General features: G+C 43.8%; 14 protein-coding genes. 5 read left to right on the plus strand and 9 right to left on the minus strand.

What is annotated here, in order from left to right:
• Complete coding sequence (locus AC0VYH_RS20515; protein ID WP_475366113.1) at positions 1 to 411, minus strand: BlaI/MecI/CopY family transcriptional regulator; 411 nt, start codon at positions 409 to 411, stop codon at positions 1 to 3.
• A gap of 255 nt (positions 412 to 666) precedes the next feature.
• Here AC0VYH_RS20515 and sat point away from each other — a divergent pair, with 255 nt between their 5' ends.
• The 5 genes from sat to AC0VYH_RS20540 all read left to right on the plus strand — a co-directional run bounded on the left by sat (position 667) and on the right by AC0VYH_RS20540 (position 6,007).
• Positions 667 to 1,824 (plus strand): sulfate adenylyltransferase, encoded by a 1,158-nt coding sequence (gene sat, locus AC0VYH_RS20520; protein WP_475366114.1) that lies wholly within the window; start codon positions 667 to 669, stop codon positions 1,822 to 1,824.
• Positions 1,825 to 1,839: 15 nt separating this feature from the next.
• The gene (locus AC0VYH_RS20525) at positions 1,840 to 3,594 is read left to right on the plus strand and encodes an SLC13 family permease (RefSeq protein ID WP_475366115.1); all 1,755 of its coding nucleotides are present in this window, start codon (positions 1,840 to 1,842) and stop codon (positions 3,592 to 3,594) included.
• A gap of 18 nt (positions 3,595 to 3,612) precedes the next feature.
• Positions 3,613 to 4,215 carry an adenylyl-sulfate kinase gene (cysC, locus tag AC0VYH_RS20530; protein ID WP_475366116.1) on the plus strand — a complete coding sequence of 201 codons (603 nt, stop codon included), beginning with the start codon at positions 3,613 to 3,615 and terminating at the stop codon, positions 4,213 to 4,215.
• Between the two features lie 95 nt (positions 4,216 to 4,310).
• Positions 4,311 to 5,069, plus strand: a complete 759-nt coding sequence (locus tag AC0VYH_RS20535; RefSeq protein WP_475373052.1) for a sulfotransferase domain-containing protein — start codon at positions 4,311 to 4,313, stop codon at positions 5,067 to 5,069.
• Between the two features lie 221 nt (positions 5,070 to 5,290).
• The gene (locus AC0VYH_RS20540; RefSeq protein ID WP_430247040.1) at positions 5,291 to 6,007 is read left to right on the plus strand and encodes a hypothetical protein; all 717 of its coding nucleotides are present in this window, start codon (positions 5,291 to 5,293) and stop codon (positions 6,005 to 6,007) included.
• Between the two features lie 53 nt (positions 6,008 to 6,060).
• Here the strand turns inward: AC0VYH_RS20540 and AC0VYH_RS20545 are convergent, their stop codons facing one another.
• The 8 genes from AC0VYH_RS20545 to AC0VYH_RS20580 form a co-directional block, all read right to left on the minus strand.
• Positions 6,061 to 6,450, minus strand: coding sequence for a nucleoside 2-deoxyribosyltransferase (locus tag AC0VYH_RS20545; protein ID WP_475373053.1), 390 nt, complete (start codon positions 6,448 to 6,450; stop codon positions 6,061 to 6,063).
• A 57-nt stretch (positions 6,451 to 6,507) separates the two neighbouring features.
• Positions 6,508 to 6,795: a hypothetical protein gene (locus tag AC0VYH_RS20550; protein WP_475373054.1), complete on the minus strand. Its 288-nt coding sequence runs from the start codon at positions 6,793 to 6,795 to the stop codon at positions 6,508 to 6,510.
• A 188-nt stretch (positions 6,796 to 6,983) separates the two neighbouring features.
• Complete coding sequence (locus tag AC0VYH_RS20555; RefSeq protein ID WP_475373055.1) at positions 6,984 to 8,252, minus strand: D-serine ammonia-lyase; 1,269 nt, start codon at positions 8,250 to 8,252, stop codon at positions 6,984 to 6,986.
• Positions 8,253 to 8,350: 98 nt separating this feature from the next.
• The gene (locus AC0VYH_RS20560) at positions 8,351 to 10,165 is read right to left on the minus strand and encodes a cell wall-binding repeat-containing protein (protein WP_475373056.1); all 1,815 of its coding nucleotides are present in this window, start codon (positions 10,163 to 10,165) and stop codon (positions 8,351 to 8,353) included.
• Between the two features lie 92 nt (positions 10,166 to 10,257).
• A complete protein-coding gene (locus AC0VYH_RS20565; RefSeq protein WP_475373057.1) occupies positions 10,258 to 10,929 on the minus strand; it encodes a DUF2306 domain-containing protein in 672 nt (223 codons plus the stop codon).
• A gap of 171 nt (positions 10,930 to 11,100) precedes the next feature.
• The gene (locus AC0VYH_RS20570; RefSeq protein WP_475373058.1) at positions 11,101 to 12,972 is read right to left on the minus strand and encodes a C40 family peptidase; all 1,872 of its coding nucleotides are present in this window, start codon (positions 12,970 to 12,972) and stop codon (positions 11,101 to 11,103) included.
• 172 nt (positions 12,973 to 13,144) lie between these two features.
• Positions 13,145 to 15,907, minus strand: coding sequence for a cell wall-binding repeat-containing protein (locus AC0VYH_RS20575; RefSeq protein ID WP_475373059.1), 2,763 nt, complete (start codon positions 15,905 to 15,907; stop codon positions 13,145 to 13,147).
• A 150-nt stretch (positions 15,908 to 16,057) separates the two neighbouring features.
• Positions 16,058 to 17,686: a cell wall-binding repeat-containing protein gene (locus tag AC0VYH_RS20580; RefSeq protein WP_475373060.1), complete on the minus strand. Its 1,629-nt coding sequence runs from the start codon at positions 17,684 to 17,686 to the stop codon at positions 16,058 to 16,060.
• Positions 17,687 to 17,779 lie beyond the last annotated feature (93 nt).

Raw genomic sequence — 17,779 nt, forward strand, 5'->3', positions numbered from 1 at the left:
TTACTTCTCCTTTAGCTGCTTGATTTTTTGCTCAAGCTTTTCGATCAAAACTGGATCCGCTTCATCGAGCGCATCAAGCATATGATTCACAGCAAGCGGACCAAATTCATCCATTAGATCCTTTGTTAATTCCTTCGATTGCGTTTGTAAAAAATCTTCTTTCGATAGAAGCGGCTTAAACATTGACGTGCGCTTTTCAACTCGTTTTACTAGAATTCCTTTATCCACGAGACGATTCATGACCGTCATAACCGTGTTAAAGTTCGTACTTTTCTCTTGATCAAGCTTCTGTTTCACATCTTTGATCGTCATTTCTGGACCTTCAAAGAGTATGTCCATAACCTTCGCTTCAAGAGAGCCGAAAAAGCGGTTTAACCCTGTTTCATTCGTTTTGAACTGATGAATTTTCATCGCTTCCACCTCACACTACACAGTGTAGTCCAAAAGGATAGTAGGGTCAAGAAGGAAAAGAGAGGATATCTTCGAATGTGTTGGAGTGTCTTTCGTGCGGAGACAGTTGTTTTTAAAGGGGGTCAGGCTCGCGCCTGACCCCCTTTAAAAACACACCCCTCATCCATTTTTCTCATTAGCCCTCTCTTCTCCTCTCCTTCTTTCATAAGCTAGTAGCAACTCTATATGTGAACAAGCAAGAAGGGAGATTTATTTATGATAGAACCACATGGCGGTCAGCTAATAAACCGCATTCCATGTGAAGAGGATCGCCTGGCGCTTCTCGAGAAGGCCACAATGTTTCCGGTCGTCACCTTAACACCATGGAATTTATCCGATTTATATATGATCGCAATCGGTGCTTTTAGTCCGTTAACGGGCTTTATGAATCAAACAGATTATACGCACGTTTTAACTAAAATGAGGCTCGCAAATGGGACAATCTGGAGCTTGCCTATTACGCTTTCTGTATCCAAAGAAACGCGTGACAAGATTTTTACTAGTCCTACTGTTTGCCTGAAGGGTGAAGACGGGGAAATCTATGGATTAATGGAAGTAGAAGATATTTATGAAACAGACAAAACAGAAGAAGCTCGACGCGTCTATGGAACGAACGACGCTGAGCATCCAGGCGTTCAAAAAACGTACGAGCAGGAAGCGTTTAACCTCGGTGGCCCAATCACGCTCCTTCAGCACCCAACAGCTCTTCAAGACCATTTTCAAACGCCGGCAGAATTAAGAGAAACATTCCAACAGCGCGGCTGGAAAACAATCGTTGGCTTTCAAACGCGCAATCCGATTCATCGCGCACATGAATACCTTCAAAAGACGGCACTTGAAACCGTTGATGGCCTTCTCATCCATCCACTCGTTGGCGAAACGAAGAAAGATGACATTCCAGCGGATATTCGGATGAAAAGCTACAGCGCTCTTTTAGAAAACTATTATCCGTCTGATCGCGTCATTCTCTCCGTATTCCCAGCCGCGATGAGGTATGCTGGCCCGCGCGAGGCGATTTTTCATAGTCTCGTTCGGAAGAACTTTGGCTGCACACATTTTATCGTCGGCCGTGATCACGCAGGTGTTGGCGATTATTACGATACGTTCGCGGCGCAGAACATTTTTCACCAATTTGCAAAAGACGAAATCGGCATTGAGATTATGGCCTTCGAGCACGCGTTTTATTGTATCAAGTGTTCGAGCATGGCTACTGCCAAAACGTGTCCACACGATGGCGAATTTCACATTCATCTAAGCGGCACAAAGGTTCGAGAGATGCTGAAAAATGGCCAAAGACCTCCGAAAGAGTTTTCTCGCCCTGAAGTGATTGAGATTTTATTAGATGAGGTGCAGCACGATCATGAAGACGAATGATGCCGCGCGCGCTGAATGATGGCATTCTATTTCGTTATGATCACGATGAGCATCATGCTTTTCTGTCTTTTCTTTGAAAAAGGACGACCTGAGGTCATTCTAGCCTCGGTTCTCGTCTTATTTCTATTCACTGGCATTATTACGCCTGAGGAAGCAACGGCCGGATTCTCGAATGAAGGGATGCTTACGATTGCCCTTCTATTCATCGTGGCTGGAAGCATTCAGCGAAGTGGCATTGTGGATCGCCTCTTTCAACGTCTCCTAAAAAGCTCGCATTCGCCAAAGAAACGCCTGACTACATTGCTATTTCCAATCTCCATCATTTCGGCATTTGTGAACAATACTCCGATCGTGATCGCTTCTACGCCAATGGTGAAAAAATGGTGCGATGAAAACAGGGTGTCTCCTTCGAAGTTTCTTATTCCGCTTTCCTACGCTACGATTCTTGGCGGCACCATTACGTTAATTGGTACGTCGACAAACCTTGTCGTTCATGGACTGCTACTCGAAAACGGCTATGCTGGTTTTTCTTTTTTTCAGCTTAGTGCGGTCGGAATCCCGATCACGCTATTCGGTCTCGCGTATTTGATCTTCTTTAGTAACAAGCTGCTTCCAGATCGACGTTCTTCATCCTTCACTGAACCTGAATTGCTCAAAAAATACACCGGTGAAGTGCTTGTTACAGAACAATTCCCCTATATCAATCGCACTGTAAAAGAAGCGCAGCTACGGAGCTTGAAGGGGTTATTTCTCGTCAGCATTATGCGTCACGAGCGTGCGATCGCGCCTGTATCAGGCGAGACGATTCTGAAGGAAGGAGACCGGCTTGTTTTTAGTGGTGACATCTCAACGATCGCTGAGATCCAGCGGATGAAGGGACTACAGCTACAGGGAAGCTCCGGCTCTTATTTTCCAGAAAATCACCAGCTTATTGAAGGGATTGTGACACCTCATTCGTCACACCTTTTCAAAAAGATAAAGGACACCAATTTCAGACACCAGCATCAAGCAGCCGTGATCGCTGTTCATCGCCAAAATCAGCGCCTGAAATCGAAAATTGGTGATATTGTCTTAAAACCAGGTGACGTTCTCTTAATGATCGCGGGTGAGCAGTTTCATAAGAAAAAGGATTTCTACGACATTACACCAATCGATCATAAGCTCGTTACGCAGCGTCAAATCAGATTAGGCTGGCTTTCGATCGGGTTGCTTGGTGTCATGATTATTCTCGTTACGATTGGCGTTCTCTCCATGCTAACTGCTATGGCCGTTACGACGCTGCTTCTCTTTTTAACAAAGGTTGTGACGCCAGGCGAAGCGCGTGATTTGATTCAATGGCACGTTCTCCTTATGATCGCTTGTTCGTTTGGTATTGGTACAGCGCTGCTGAATTCAGGTGTAGCCGCTTCGATGGCAGGTCTCCTTATCCAACTAACAGCGCCGCTCGGACTTCTTGCAACGTTGCTAAGCATTTATGTGTTAACGAATATCTTTACAGAAATGATGACAAATAGTGCTGCCGCTGTCTTTATGTTTCCCATTGCCATCGAGGTTGCCCATACGCTTGAGATTGACCTCCTCCCCATTGCGATGATTGTCGCAATTGCAGCCTCCGCAAGTTTTATGACGCCGATTGGGTATCAAACGAATTTGATCGTCTATGGCGCCGGCGGCTATCGCTTCCACGACTTTTTGAAAATTGGTTTCCCATTAACGCTGATCGTTATGGTAACGACGCTATTAATCGTTCGGTTTATTGTGATGATTTAATGAAAGGAGGACGAATAAATGAAAGAAAAACATGTCACCTGGCATGAAGGAAACGTGACAAAACAGGATCGTGAAAAAATGAAGTTGCACAAAGGCGCTGTCCTCTGGTTCACAGGACTATCCGGGTCAGGAAAATCAACGATTTCGGTTGAGCTTGAGAATGCCTTACATGCAGCAGGCGTGCATACTTACAGGCTAGATGGTGATAACGTTCGACACGGGTTGAGCGCAGACCTTGGCTTTTCTGATGCGGATCGGATTGAAAATATGCGAAGAATCGGTGAAGTGTCTCGTCTCTTTGTTGATGCTGGCCTTATGACACTTGCTGCGTTCATCTCCCCTTTTCAGCAAGAGCGAGATAAGATTCGAGGACTTTTCAGAGACAAAGAATTTATTGAAATCTATGTGAAAGCCAGTGTGGAAACGTGTGAGAACCGTGACCCTAAAGGCCTTTACGCCAAAGCACGAAAAGGTGAGATCCGTCAGTTCACAGGAATTGACGCGCCTTATGAAGCTCCGGTTTCGCCAGAGCTTACAATCGATACGGAAACGGAAACGATTGAAGAAGCTGTTCAATCGATTAAATCCTTTTTGGTGAAAAACGGGTACTTAAATGTGTAAACAGGCGGGCCCCCTGTCCACTCCTCTTACCATTCTTCTTCATAGGATAGTAAAGCAAGTCCACCACGTTTGCTTATTAAAGGAGGTTTACACGATTGACTGACACAAAGCTACCACGCTTTTTATTAAATTCGATTCCGAAAAGCGGGACGCATCTTTTAAAACAACTACTGCTCGGTGTACCTGGTATGCAAAATGATCCGTTTATTGGTATGTACGGACATTATCATTACCAAACGGAAGAAAAATTGGCCACTGCAAGAGCGTTTCCTAACCACAGCTTCTTAAATGGACATTTCCATTATTCCAAAGAGTGGGAGACATTTTTTGAAGATTTAAAGTTAAAACAAATTTTTGTACTGAGAGATCCACGTGACGTGCTCATTTCATACGCACATTTTATTCCAAAGGTGCCAGCTCACCATCTCTATGAAACGTTTATGCAGGAAGGATTTACGCACAACGATCGAATTCAATTTCTAATCGAAGGGGGCGTTCCGATCACGCCTTTTGTTGCCGTGCAACCTCATTTTGCTGAGTGGTACCGAAGTTTTAGTGAGTGGATGGGGCGTCCAAACGTTCACTCTGTTCGATTTGAAGACCTGATGTCATCAGAAGAGAACAGAAGAAAAGCCGCTGGTGAGATTATTGATTTTCTTTGGGGTGATACAGCGCATAGCTACAATCGTGAAGAACTGATCACGAAAATGACGGCAAACATCAAACCACAGGAATCCGTTACGTTCCGAAAAGGAAAAATCGGCAGCTGGCGTGAAGAATTGAACGGCGAGCTTGAAGCGCTATTTATAAAGCATGCAGGGCAGTTGTTAGATGAATTGGAGTATGGGAGATAAATTTAGTTTCCCCCTCTGGTTTTCCATTTATTAGAGATGAGTTATTTTAGGGAAAATGAAACTTTCTATAAGCAAAATGGCTTTCTGTAAAAGACACTTTGTTGCTTTTGTTTGTGAAGGGGGTCAGGCTCGCGCCTGACCCCCTTCTCTTTTTTCGTTTAATAGGAATCCTCCAATCGGGGTAGCATACGAGTAACTAGACCTATGAAGGAGGAACGGTCATGACCATGAAGCTCGTTACGATTGCTGCTTACTTGTATTTGCTCGCCTCTTCACTCCTCTTCTCAGGAGATATGTCGGGTACTAATGATGTACTGATTGCCCCCGCCGGCTATACATTCGCGATTTGGTTATTAATTTATTTACTTTTGCTCATTTCACTCGTTAGACAATTCACAGCGAGTGAGTGTGATCAGGTCCTCTATGTGAAAGTTTCCTATCTTTTTGCATCTAGCATGCTGTTATCAGGAACAGCTCTCCTTGTAAGTAAATCGGTTGCGCTCTTGTTTATCGCGGGTTCATTAATTACTCTGTCTATCCTTTACGCTATTATTACGAAAAATTCTGAGCGCTCTTCCTTTTTTAGCGTACCGTTCTCTTTCTATCTCGCTTGGACATCGATTGCAACGATCGTGGATGCATTCGTCGTCGCGCAAGAAAATAACGTATCGCTGATTTTTGGTATGAATGAGTTAACCTGGACGATTATCATGCTCATTATCGGTGCAGGACTTGCAGTCTACTTCAGTCTTTACAACGACGATTTGATCTATCCAATCGTGTTTTTATGGGGCTACTTTGGCATCTTTGTGAAAGATGATAAACCAGTGCAGCTGACGTACACGCTCAGTATTTTAATTATTGGACTTGGTGTGTTTGTAATTTGGAAAGTAGTGCGTGAGGTGCGTGGGCGGAGAGTGAGAGCGGAGGCGGTTTGATGAGTAAGGCGCGTTAGAAGGGGGCCAGGTGTGAACCTGGCCCCCCTTCTCCCTTAGCTATGCTGCTTTTCTAAAATGGTTTTAACGAGTTGCTCATAACTCTCTTCCACTCTCGTTACCCCGCTAGTATGGTAAAAAGTGCTCGCTTCTTTTGCGTTATGGAATCCATCTTCATTGAATAGGTAAACCGGGGTGTCTCGACCTAACGCAATCCCAAGTTCAATATGAGTTCCCTTTCCTCCTGGAAGCAGAACAATTAGGAAATCAGCTGTTCTTACTGCCTCTAATTCTGCTTCTCCGATTGAAGCAAGTTCATCGAACGTAGCGGCTTTTTCATTTTTCGTCCAATCGTATGTATGCTTGAAGCCGTGACGTTTTAATTCTGTAGCGAGTGTTTGCACGTGTTGTTTGTTTTGAAAACTCGATGCAATGTAAAAGTTCACTTTGTTTCCCTCCGCACTCATTCGGTTGTGAAACAGAAATCCGTTTCATTTGTTTTCTCAACCGGATGCTAACTGTTTTTGGATTACATTTTTCAATTTCCGTTCTTTTCGATCTTCATACATCGGTGATTTTTCAAGCTTTTTTATGTTCATTTTTCCAATTACATTTCGTACAGAAGAATTTTCTTGAATTAACTTGTTATATTGAGGTTTCTCAATAAGCTCGACGAACCAGCTATATGCCATGAGTGCGGCAATATTCGCTTCAATCCGCTGCCCATCTGGAGGATCTCTCCAAAAAATAAGATCACCTGCTAATCCTAACATCTCTAAGAACAATTCCAACTCCTCGCCCCCTCAAATAAGATCATTTTACATTTTTGACCAATCTTTATATAGATACGAATTTGGAGGTCGTATTGTTTCATAAGTTGCAGGAAGTAAATAAGCTGAAGTGTCCTCAATGTGGGGACTTTTCAGCTTATTTTGGTGGTTTTGTCTTTATTGGGGGTCTGACTCGCACCTGACCCCTTTTACTCTTCTCTCCACACCTTATCCGGCACAAGGCTCCCACCTGTTGCCCATACAAGATGCGTACCACGCATACTCTTTCCATCTACCGCTGTTACTTGTGGCCCGCTCATTCCTGCGAGAGCGGAAGGCTCAAGCTTAATTTGCTCGGTTTCATAAATCCAGCGGAGCATTTCTTTCATTCGCTCATCCGTGACGGTGTAAACACCATTAAGAATCGGTTGAACGACGCGTCCAACAAAGCCTGATGGTCTTCCTACAGCAAGACCGTCTGCCGCAGTGATGTTGTCGATCCCAAAGTCTTGAACGGACACTTGATCGTGTAAGCCTGTCATTAAGCCCATAAGCATTGACGGGGAATGCGTCGGTTCTGCAAAGTAGCAATGCACGTGTTCTCCGAATACCTGAGAAAGTCCAAAAGCAATGCCGCCAGGGCCGCCGCCTACTCCGCATGGTAGATACACGTGAAGCGGGTTCTCAGCGTCCACCTTTATGCCTCGCTCATCGCACTGCTTTTTCAAACGAAGCGCTGCTACTGCATATCCGAGAAAGAGGTCTTTCGAATTTTCGTCATCAATAAAATAACAAGTCAGTTTCTTCTCGCACTGCTTCCGCCCTTCTTCTACAGCAGCACCATAGTCTGCTTGATGCTCCACAACTTGAACGCCTTTTTCGCGAAGAAGGTCTTTCTTCCATTGCTTTGCGTCACTCGACATATGGACCGTGACATTAAAGCCGAGTTTCGCTGACATGATTCCGATGCTTAAACCGAGGTTTCCTGTTGAACCGACCGCAATCGAAAAGGCTGAGAAGAACTCAGTGAACTTTTTGTCAGCTAGAATGGAATAATCGTCATCTTTCGTTAAAATCGCATGTCCGATCGCAAGTTTTTCTGCATGTTTGAGCACTTCATAAATGCCTCCACGCGCCTTAATGCTGCCGGCGATTGGGAGAATATCATCCCGTTTTAGAAGAAGATCCCCTGGAAGGCTGATCTCTTCTTCTTTCTCTAGCTTCTCTTTCATCTTGGTAATATCTGAAATAGGAGATTCAATGATGCCATTCGTTTCTGGAAATACTTTGCGAAAATAAGGAGCAAAGCGTTTCATACGAGCTTCAGCATCTTGGATGTCTGTCATCGAAAGCTCAGTTGTTTGAGCCATTTTTCCTTTTTGCGGATTTCTCCAATATACTTCTTTTAATTGAAGAAGGTCGTTTAATAATGGATGGTCACTTTTCCACTGTTTAAGTGTTTTTCCGGCTATTGTCATTGTTCCTTCACTCCTTTACTGTAGTGGGGGACAGAGAGGGGGCAGACCCCTTTACGCTATACAAAAGCCTTCTGACCGAAATCAGAAGGCAGTTAAGATTATTTTACCGTAAGTTTAGCGAGGTCGTCATCAACATGGATAACGTCCGGACCGCCGAGAAGAACAAAGCGGTTTAGTTGCTGAGCACCGATTGATTTTTCCATTGATGCAGACAGCTCATTTTTCTTTGAAAGAATTAACGGCGCGTCATTTTTAGCAGCAAGGACGGCTCCTGTAAGAGCATCAGCAAATCCTAAGCCATTTGCTACATAGCCAGTCTTAGCTGCATCCCCGAAGTAATTCATGATTTCTTCAGCCGTGCTGAATCGGTCATCGCCTGCAAGGCGAATGCGATCATCCGACAGTTGGTTATAAACGCTCTCGTTCACAACATCTGACCCACCTACAACAATTGTCTTGTTAATATCAGATAGGGCATCCTCAGTCGATTCCGGGAGCGAGTTTTTTTTCGTTAATAGAATTGGCATGCCTTCTTTTGCAGCATAAGGTGCTACTGCAAGAGCATCTGGAAAATCCATTCCTAATGCGACAACTGCTTCTTTGCTATCTGATTCAAGTTGCTGCGCAATAAGCTCAGCTGTTTCAAATCGATCGTCGCCACCGATTCTGTTAATTGTCATTCCCATCTTGGAAAGTTCGTTTTCAATATTTCGACTAACTGCATTATCACTTCCGAGAATAATGGCTGTTTTCGGATCGAGACGTTTTATTTCGTTTCTAAGTTCATTCGTTAGCTTATTATCTGGTGTTAGCAGAATTGGTGCATCTTCTTGATAAGCAAGAGGCGCTCCTGCTAAAGCATCTGGAAAGTCACCACCACGACTGATCACGACTGTCTCTGCACCGTCTTGCCAACCATCCTTCGAGATTTCAATGGATGTGTTGTATCGGTTGCTACCTGACAGACGCTCAGTTATCGGATTCAGACTGCTTGAAGCCATGTATCCTGTTCTTCCATCAGCGAGTTGTACATGGTAGCGAACCCAATGTTCAATAGGACTGTTCTTTGTTTCATCCACATAAAATTGGCTATCTAAGACAGTTGCAATGTGTGATTCTTTAATCTTACCCTCATTCGTACCGCTTGGAGAATCCTTCATTATTTTACCTGCTACCGTTGAAACTTTATCGCCTTCTTTTAATAGTGTTCTCGAGCGAGTCAATTCTTCATCAACGGCATAATGCATTTTATTAAATTCTATAGGATCATCTTCCTTAGGGTCATAAGAAAAATCATCGCATTCAAAGATGATCGCTTCCGTATTCAGATCTAAATAATTATGATCTTCTAAAAGAGTAAAGACCCTATCTTGATACGTATCTAGATTTCTCGTACCGTCCTCAGCATCGCGGAAATATGGACTATTAACAGGGACAGTGCCATTGTAGGCCATAATCGCAAAATACCAGTGTTCTAGAATATCTCGATCATTTGTGTTAATCGTTGGAATAATCCCATCCACACCATAGCTCCACTTTTCATTTAAAATATCTAAACCGGCATCGATGTTGTATCGTACATCATTTCCGAGCTGTTCAGGGTTATAGCAATCCTTTGTTTCATCACCTTCACATACGTGACTGGTTACTTGCATTAAACCAATGCCGCCATCTTTCGCATTAACGAATGGCTCCGTTTGCGCGCCATCCGACCATTGCGTCCACGCGCTCTCTTTCAGCGCCACTGCCTTCGCAATCTCTGGTGGAATATTATGTTCTAACGCACTCTCTGTTATCATCCGATTGATATCATTGTATGTAACCTTTTCTTTCCCTTCAGCTCCTGCCATTGATGGCAAGGCAAGCGTCAGAATCAGCATCATTACTAGTAAACTCTTCATTTTTTTACCCATCATTTCCCCCTTATCGACTTCATACGTAAACTCATCTCTCATTCTAGCATTCACTGGTTTCTTTTCCAATTTTTATAATAAAATTAATAGATTTATCTTTTAGGAGCTGAGTACTTCCGACTAAAATAAAAAATAAGCGGTACGAGTACAATCGTAGGCAAAATCCAAAGGTAAATACTCCGAAACCCTCCACCTAATAGTCGGGGAGCTCCAAACACGGTAAAAGCCGTCACGGTTGATATGGAACAGGCGATCATGCCTTGTATGTGTTCGAGCAACCAGCTATTTTTCACAGGCATTGGGCAAAGCCAATATGCTAATTGACCAAGACCTAGAAAAATACCGAGAAAGGGAAAAAATGAGATGAGCGTATTTCCTGATGTAAAACCGTAAATGGAGCAGGCGAGTCCTGATAGAAATAGTAAGCTTGCGAAAGCAAGATCACCAGGGTGACGATGCTGATCGGCTTTGCGCTTAAAGCGAAGAACGCGCAAACCATAGTACGCGGTCGATGAACTAAGAACTGCAATGAAGAGCAAGAAAATCGAAAAAGAAAAACGTTCTGGGGAAGTATCTGGCTGAATGAAAATACGAAGAAAAGCCATTCCAGCTGCTGTCACACTTACAATCGCCATCATCGCAACAAAGAACCAGCCGATTCGTATGTGCCACCTACCGCCTTTTTTTAGAACAAGGGGTAGCCAAAATGTGAGAAGGGCGCTAAACCCTGCGAAAATGTGAAGGAAAAGAAAGAGTTTGAACATCGGATCGTCTCCTTTGTTTATGTGTGGGTGGGGGTCAGGTACCTCACTGACCCCCACCCCAAGGTGATCTTATGAATAAAAAAACCAGCAAAAGCGTCCGCTATAGGTGGACACTTTTGCTGGTTTTGTCTTTAAGCGGGGTCAGGCACGTACCTGACCCCTTTTGAAAAATCAATGCGCGCGCTTCGCCCCTAAATACCTCGGTGCCCAGTAGCTTGATGTCATGTCGCTAATGGTGACGCCTGTTGAAGAGCCGGCGTGGATAAATTTATTGTTTCCGATGTAGATGCCTCCGTGTGACGCACCTGGTTTGTATGTTGTGAAATACACGATATCTCCTACGGATGGAGAGCTAACAGCTGTTGTAACGTTCCACATTTGTGCCATTGTTCTTGGCAATGAAACGCCCTGCTTGTTAAACACATAGACGAGGAATCCGCTGCAGTCAAAGCCCTGTGTTGGCGTGTTTCCACCCCACACATAAGGAACACCTATGTATACAGATGCATCTGCAATAAGGTCCATCACGCTAAAGTTGGAACTGCTGCTCCCGCTGTCCCCATTGCTATTCCCTTCATATCCTGTCGATTGCTTTAGCTTTTCCCATGTTGCTGGTCCGACGATACCATCAACCGTTAACTTGTTACGTGATTGGAAGTTTCGAACAGCTCGATCTGTTCCATTTCCAAAATCGCCATCAAGCGGACCGCTATATAAACCAATCGCTTGTAATTTAGATTGAAGCTCTTTCACAAGTGATCCTGTTGAGCCTTTCTTTAACAAATCACCATAATCTTCTCCAGTTGAAGGGGATGACTCGACTTTATCTGTTAAGCCGTCAAGCGCATTCATTGTTTCCTTTGTTGCAGTGCCTGTCACCTGCAGTTTTTTTGCTTTCTGAAAGTCCTTGACCGCTTTTTCAGTGACAGGGCCAAAGTAGCCTGTCGCCTCAACGTGGAACGTTCCTGCTTTTTTAAGTTTATTTTGTAGATCCGTTACAGCACTCCCGGTTGAACCAACTTTAAGAACTGTTGACGTCTCTTGCTGACTTCTGGATTTCAAAGCATCGATCGTTTTATCATCCGCAATGCCTGTAGCCTGTAAACCTACGATACTTTGAAACTCTTTGACCGCTTTTTGCGTAATACTACCAAAGATCCCGTCTATGTTATAGGAATAGTAGCCACGATCATTCAATAGCTGCTGAAGATTTGTTACGGCACTTCCTCGAGAGCCAATGGTAAGGCCGCTCGCAGGTTTTGCTGCATTCCCACTCTCTGAGAGGGCCGATAAGGTTTTACTATCCGCTACGCCTGTTTGTGACAGTCCCTTTGCCTTTTGAAAATCTTGTACTGCTTTCTTCGTGATTTGACCAAAAATGCCATCTACATTATATGTATAATAGCCTTTTGCTTTCAGCTTTGACTGAAGATCCGTTACTGCACTCCCCCGCATCCCGATGGAAATATCGGAAGAAGAGCTTGATGATTTTGAGCTTGATGAACTTGCGTTTGCAAGGGCACTGATCGTTGTAGAATCTGCTTTCCCTGTTACGGAAAGCCCCTTTTCTTTTTGGAAATCCTGTACAGCTTTCTGAGTAATTTGACCATAAATCCCATCCACGTTGTAGGAATAGTAGCCAGCCGCTTTCAGTTTGGACTGAAGATCAGTTACTTCTTGCCCGCGGGATCCGACTTGCAAAGTGGATGAAGACGACGCAGCTGACGATTGACTTTTTGATGTTCCTCCTAGCTTCTGAAGGGTATCCGTTGTCGCTACCCCCGTAACCTTTAACCCGACAGCCTGTTGGAACTGGCTGACTGCATCCTTTGTAATTGGACCGTAGTATCCTGTTGACGTGTGGTAAGTAAAATACCCCTTCGCCTTCAATACATCCTGTAGCTCTTTGACGTCCTGATTTTTCATGCCTTGCTTAAGCTCTTGATCCCCAAACGCTGCTTCTGCACCATCAGGTTGAACAAACATTACTCCAGCGACAAGCGCAGAACCAGTTATTGCTTTCTTGACCAATGAAGGTTGCATCCAGATCCTCCTCATTCCAATTAAATTGCTGCCACAAATATCGACACTCTGTCTTTACTATCGGCTATAATTCAACAAAGTTTAAGAGATATCCTGTTATTTATTACAAAAAATAAGAGATACAGGTCAAATTCCCTGTATCTCTTACTATTGGAAAGTATTTTTTGTCGCATTATTCCTGATATAAGCGCTGTTCAACTTTTCCATTGATTGCTGACTGACCGCCTAACAAGTTGAAGTCGTTCATACCTTTCATAGCTTCTACCGTTCCTTTTGGAAGCTCATCAGACTTTACTAGCAAAAGGGGTGCGCCATCTTTCGCCGCTAGCACAGAGCCTGCAAGGGCGTCGGCAAAGCCGAATCCTGTCGCCAAATAAGCTGATTTAGCTTCTGGATAAAAGGTGGTTTTCACTTTAGCTGCCGTTTCAAACCGATTGGCACCTGAGATACGCTCTGGTGACGAAAGACCTTGATACACTTTTTTTGTAATAACACTTTCACCACCAATGACAATCGTATCATCAATGTTTTTCATTGCGAGTTTTGTTGCCGCAGGGATTGTCTCTTTATCCACTAACAAAATGGGATAGCCATTTTGCGCAGCATATGGTGCAATCGCAAGAGCATCTGGAAAATTAAGACCGTAGGCGATCACGGCTTTCTCAGGATCTCCTCCCATGCGCTTCGCAATTTTTGCGGAAGTATCATAGCGATTATCACCACTAATCCGCTCAACCTCTAGTCCGAGTGACTTGATCTTCTTTTCCGTTGCAGGTGAAATCGCGTTAACTCCACCCAAGATAATCGCTTTTTTCGCCTCGAGTCGGTTGATTTCATCTACCGTTTCTTTTGGAAGTTCGTTCGTTTTCGCAAGGAGAATAGGCGCTTTTAGTTGATAAGCAAGTGGCGCACCAGAGAGAGCGTCTGGGAAATCTAAACCTCTCGCAATCAAAACCGTCTCCGCCTTATCATACGTTTTCGCACTCACATTCGCTGCCGTATCAAAACGAGTCGCACCTTCAATTCGTTTTACTGTGTTTGCTGACGTTTTCACGGTCAATTCTGGGCCATTCGTTGTAACATAGCCTTTCTTATCCACCGCTTCTACTCGAAAATCATAGGATTTATTCTTGGTAAGCCCCTGAACGGTAAGTTTTCTTGTCGTGGCTTCCACTTCTTTTAACACGCGATCATTTTTATAGACGATGTAAGATTCAACGCCAGAAGCATCTGTCGCCTCTGACCAATTTAATGTAAGTCTGTCATTTTTGATAGAGCTAGCCGTAAGCTCTGCGTTTTTAGCCCATACAGGTGGAAGCTGATCGTCTCCCTGTGGCACTTTCACTGAAACCGTCATCGTATCGCTATTCGGATCAACGACCGTAACTGAAACGCCTGAACTAGCCCCTGAATACACTTTACTATTTGGTGATGTAGAGCTATTAAAGCGACTGTAGCCATTCCCGCTATAATAATGATCGTAGTATAATCGCGTATTTGGATCTTGATCTAATTCCGGGTAACCCAATTTACTTTCATTTGCTTCTTCCACATCCACCGCTTTATGTGATTCATCTCTATTGTTTTGACGATTTTTCAGCTGCTGCTCATCAATATGCCAGATGGCAATTCCAGGCGACGTCACCTGATCAGCTAAGCCGATATCAAAGCCAGTAAACTGACGATTTTCAATTAAAAAGTACTCCGATTCATCGGTTGTTTTTAATTTCAATACGGAATAGTCGTCAGTAGTGAAATTCCCTACTTCATATGAGCCATTATTTTGCACTTCTATAGGTCGCTCTAAGCCAAGCACCATTTTGGACCATGGATCGAGATGAGTTGGATAAGCTCCTTCGTACTCATTGTTATGGGTTGTCCAAGAACCGCTCCCCATTAAACTGTGGATGCCAACCCCATCTGAAGTGCCGTCCGTATCATAAAGATCCGGTAGCCCCAGATCGTGGCCCATTTCATGTGCAATAATTCCAACGGTTGCCATATGTCCGCCATGTTTCTCCCCAAACATCGTGTAGCCGCCGTTCCCTTGATAAGAGCCTACTTTTACTCCATCAATACGAGGAGCTTCGCTTTCATAAAGGCTCGACATGTGACCCCAAACCACTTTCCCCGTATCTCCATAGCTTGCTTCACCACCGGCTACAATGGTGACAATATGTAATTCCTCTGAGGATATAGAACCGTCTTTATTTTGATCAAATTGAGCATAGTTTACTTTATCATTCGATGCCTTTAGCGCATCTTTTATGATTTGTGAGTATGTACTATCTGGATTTGTTGCCGTCTCAGGACGAGGGTGAGCATACGGTAATGTGACCCTTACGATCCCATCATTTGTTCCGCTTGATTCGGCAGCCCCTTTAAATCCGAGCTTTCCTTTTGAAACTTCATCATAATAGTGATTAAGCGTACTCCCACTAGTGCCAAAGAATCGGTTACGCCAGTCTGCATCTGAATAAGTGATTTTTGCATCGCTATATTCAACTAATAAAACAAGCGTGTTCTCCTTCGCTCCTGCACTCAATAAATCAAATGAATCATCCGTATTTGGAATCTCCTTTTGCTTTGTATTCATTCCTTCAGTCGGTTGGAGCTTCTTCACATCTTCAAGCTCTGCCGCGTCAGAAGGCTTTTTATTAATAGCAAATCTAGCTTGTGTAACTTCTAGACGTTCACCAACAATACGAGTGTAATACCAGTATTGGTCTTCCCCTATTTTAATCACAGATTCATCGTTCGCCGTCCACCAATGAAAATTCTCATTGCCGCTGAGTGACGCCTTAAATGTCTCTCCTGAAGGCTGAACGAGCTCCTGCGTTTCTTGTAACGCAGGCATGGCATTTGCCTTGCCTGCTCCCAAAATGATGAACAGACTACATAAAAGTAAACTGATTCCATAGATGCTTTTCTTCATCCTGCTCCCCCTATAGTTGACCAAAGTGTTTCAGTAGATTTTATACTCTACAAGTCTACCATTAGCGAGTAAAAAATTGCCATAATTCTGCAATTTTCGGTAACAAAAGGGACCAGCTCGTAAGCTGATCCCTCAGAAATCATTATTCGACTATTCAACTCCCATAAGCTCCCTTTCAATGGAAGGACTAACCGCTTTCGGACCTCCTAGAATCGTAAAATGATAGATGCCTAACTTTTCTTTTGCTTCAATGACCGCATCCTGCATATTATATGGATCTACTAACAAAAAACTACTGTCCCTTTTGGCAGTAAGAACACTTCCGGTTAGCGCATCTGCAAATTCAAGACCCGTTGAGACAAAAGCCTTATGCGATGGATTTAATTCCATTGCAATAATTGAAGCTGTTTCATAACGATTCTTACCCCCGTATCGCTTTGCTTTTGGTAACTTTTCGAAAAGGCTTTCCGAAATAACAGCCGTACCGCCCACGGCAATACTCTCAGGATATTGTTTGAGAATTTCGGCCGTATCTTCTGGAAGCTGATTCTGTTTTGCTAGCAAGATAGGATACGTATTTTCCGCTGCGTAAGAAGCAATTGCAAGAGCATCTGGAAATTTCATGCCGTTCGCAATAACAGCTTTATTTGATGGAGGAAGACTCACTGCAATCATTGCAGCTGTTTCATAGCGATCCGCTCCTGCTATTCGTTCAACTGGAATTTCCATTTTGCCTAATTCATCTTCCACATCTTTGGAAAGAGCCTGCTCTCCTCCAAGAAGAATCGCGAACTCTGGGTCGAGTCGTTCAATCTCATCCTTTACAATTTGATCAAGACCGTCAGAGTGTGTTAATAAAATAGGGGAATTTAAATCATAGGCAAGCGGAGCACCAGCTAACGCATCAGGAAAATCATCGCCTCTTGCTATCACAACTCCTTGCGCGCTTTGCTTCCACCCTTCCTGAGAAATTTTCACTGCTGTCTCATACCGATTAGCTCCAGCGATTCTATCAACATTTGTTGGCAAATTCAATTTCACTTGCTTCCAAAATTCATCGGCGATCGCCATGTAACCTGCTGCCGACGGATGGACGTTTTTAGGATTTGGCAAATAGGTTGCATAATCCGTTGAAATGGCATCATAGGTAGGAACATAGTGGCTGAATGAATCGGCCGCGATCTGCTTAATGATCCCATTCACCGTCTTTGTCAGTTCCACGAGCGGACGCTGATCAGCCTCAGGGAACGCGTAGAAACCATTGTAGTATCCCATTAAATAAACATCTGCGGACGCATTAACGCTTCTTATAATTCCCATAATAGAAGCGTAATTTTCCGATAGCTCAGTGATGATCTCTTTGACTTCTTCTGGGTCCTTCAATCGTTCCGGTTCCGAACCGAGTACTTGAAGAAAATCGTTCGCACCGATCGTAATCGTTATCATATTTTTGGAGGCGATCTTAACTTGCATGTCACGATCCATCAAAGCGTTCAACAAATCTTTAGAAGTCGCTCCAGGCACCGCAAAAGGTTTTTCGTAGCTTCCTAATAAACCTACCCGATCTAGATCCTGAGCTATGTAGTCGCCATAACTTAAACCGAGAGTATTGTTCGACATGACGCCAGCCGCGAGTGAATCACCAAGGGCAGCATAATAGACATTATTTTTTTCTTCATCGAGACTGGCAGTGGCGAACGCTTGAGACGGCATAAGCATGGTTATCACGAGAATCAATAGCAACAGCGGACTGATTTTTCGCTTTCCCGACCTATTCAATCAGAACCCTCCCCAAAAATAATTCGTTATAACGAATCGTTACGTATACAATTAGCTTTCCTTTCTTCAATACCTGCCTATTCATAAAATAAA

This window comes from Anaerobacillus sp. QJM3NY_32, assembly GCF_056173645.1.

What these genes read in the sequence shown, in the direction of transcription:
- AC0VYH_RS20515 (WP_475366113.1), bottom strand. Translation starts at nt 411, where the DNA reads ATGAAAATTCATCAGTTCAAAACGAATGAAACAGGGTTAAACCGCTTT.
- sat (WP_475366114.1), top strand. Translation starts at nt 667, where the DNA reads ATGATAGAACCACATGGCGGTCAGCTAATAAACCGCATTCCATGTGAA.
- AC0VYH_RS20525 (WP_475366115.1), top strand. Translation starts at nt 1,840, where the DNA reads ATGATGGCATTCTATTTCGTTATGATCACGATGAGCATCATGCTTTTC.
- cysC (WP_475366116.1), top strand. Translation starts at nt 3,613, where the DNA reads ATGAAAGAAAAACATGTCACCTGGCATGAAGGAAACGTGACAAAACAG.
- AC0VYH_RS20540 (WP_430247040.1), top strand. Translation starts at nt 5,291, where the DNA reads ATGACCATGAAGCTCGTTACGATTGCTGCTTACTTGTATTTGCTCGCC.
- AC0VYH_RS20555 (WP_475373055.1), bottom strand. Translation starts at nt 8,252, where the DNA reads ATGACAATAGCCGGAAAAACACTTAAACAGTGGAAAAGTGACCATCCA.
- AC0VYH_RS20560 (WP_475373056.1), bottom strand. Translation starts at nt 10,165, where the DNA reads ATGGGTAAAAAAATGAAGAGTTTACTAGTAATGATGCTGATTCTGACG.
- AC0VYH_RS20565 (WP_475373057.1), bottom strand. Translation starts at nt 10,929, where the DNA reads ATGTTCAAACTCTTTCTTTTCCTTCACATTTTCGCAGGGTTTAGCGCC.
- AC0VYH_RS20570 (WP_475373058.1), bottom strand. Translation starts at nt 12,972, where the DNA reads ATGCAACCTTCATTGGTCAAGAAAGCAATAACTGGTTCTGCGCTTGTC.
- AC0VYH_RS20575 (WP_475373059.1), bottom strand. Translation starts at nt 15,907, where the DNA reads ATGAAGAAAAGCATCTATGGAATCAGTTTACTTTTATGTAGTCTGTTC.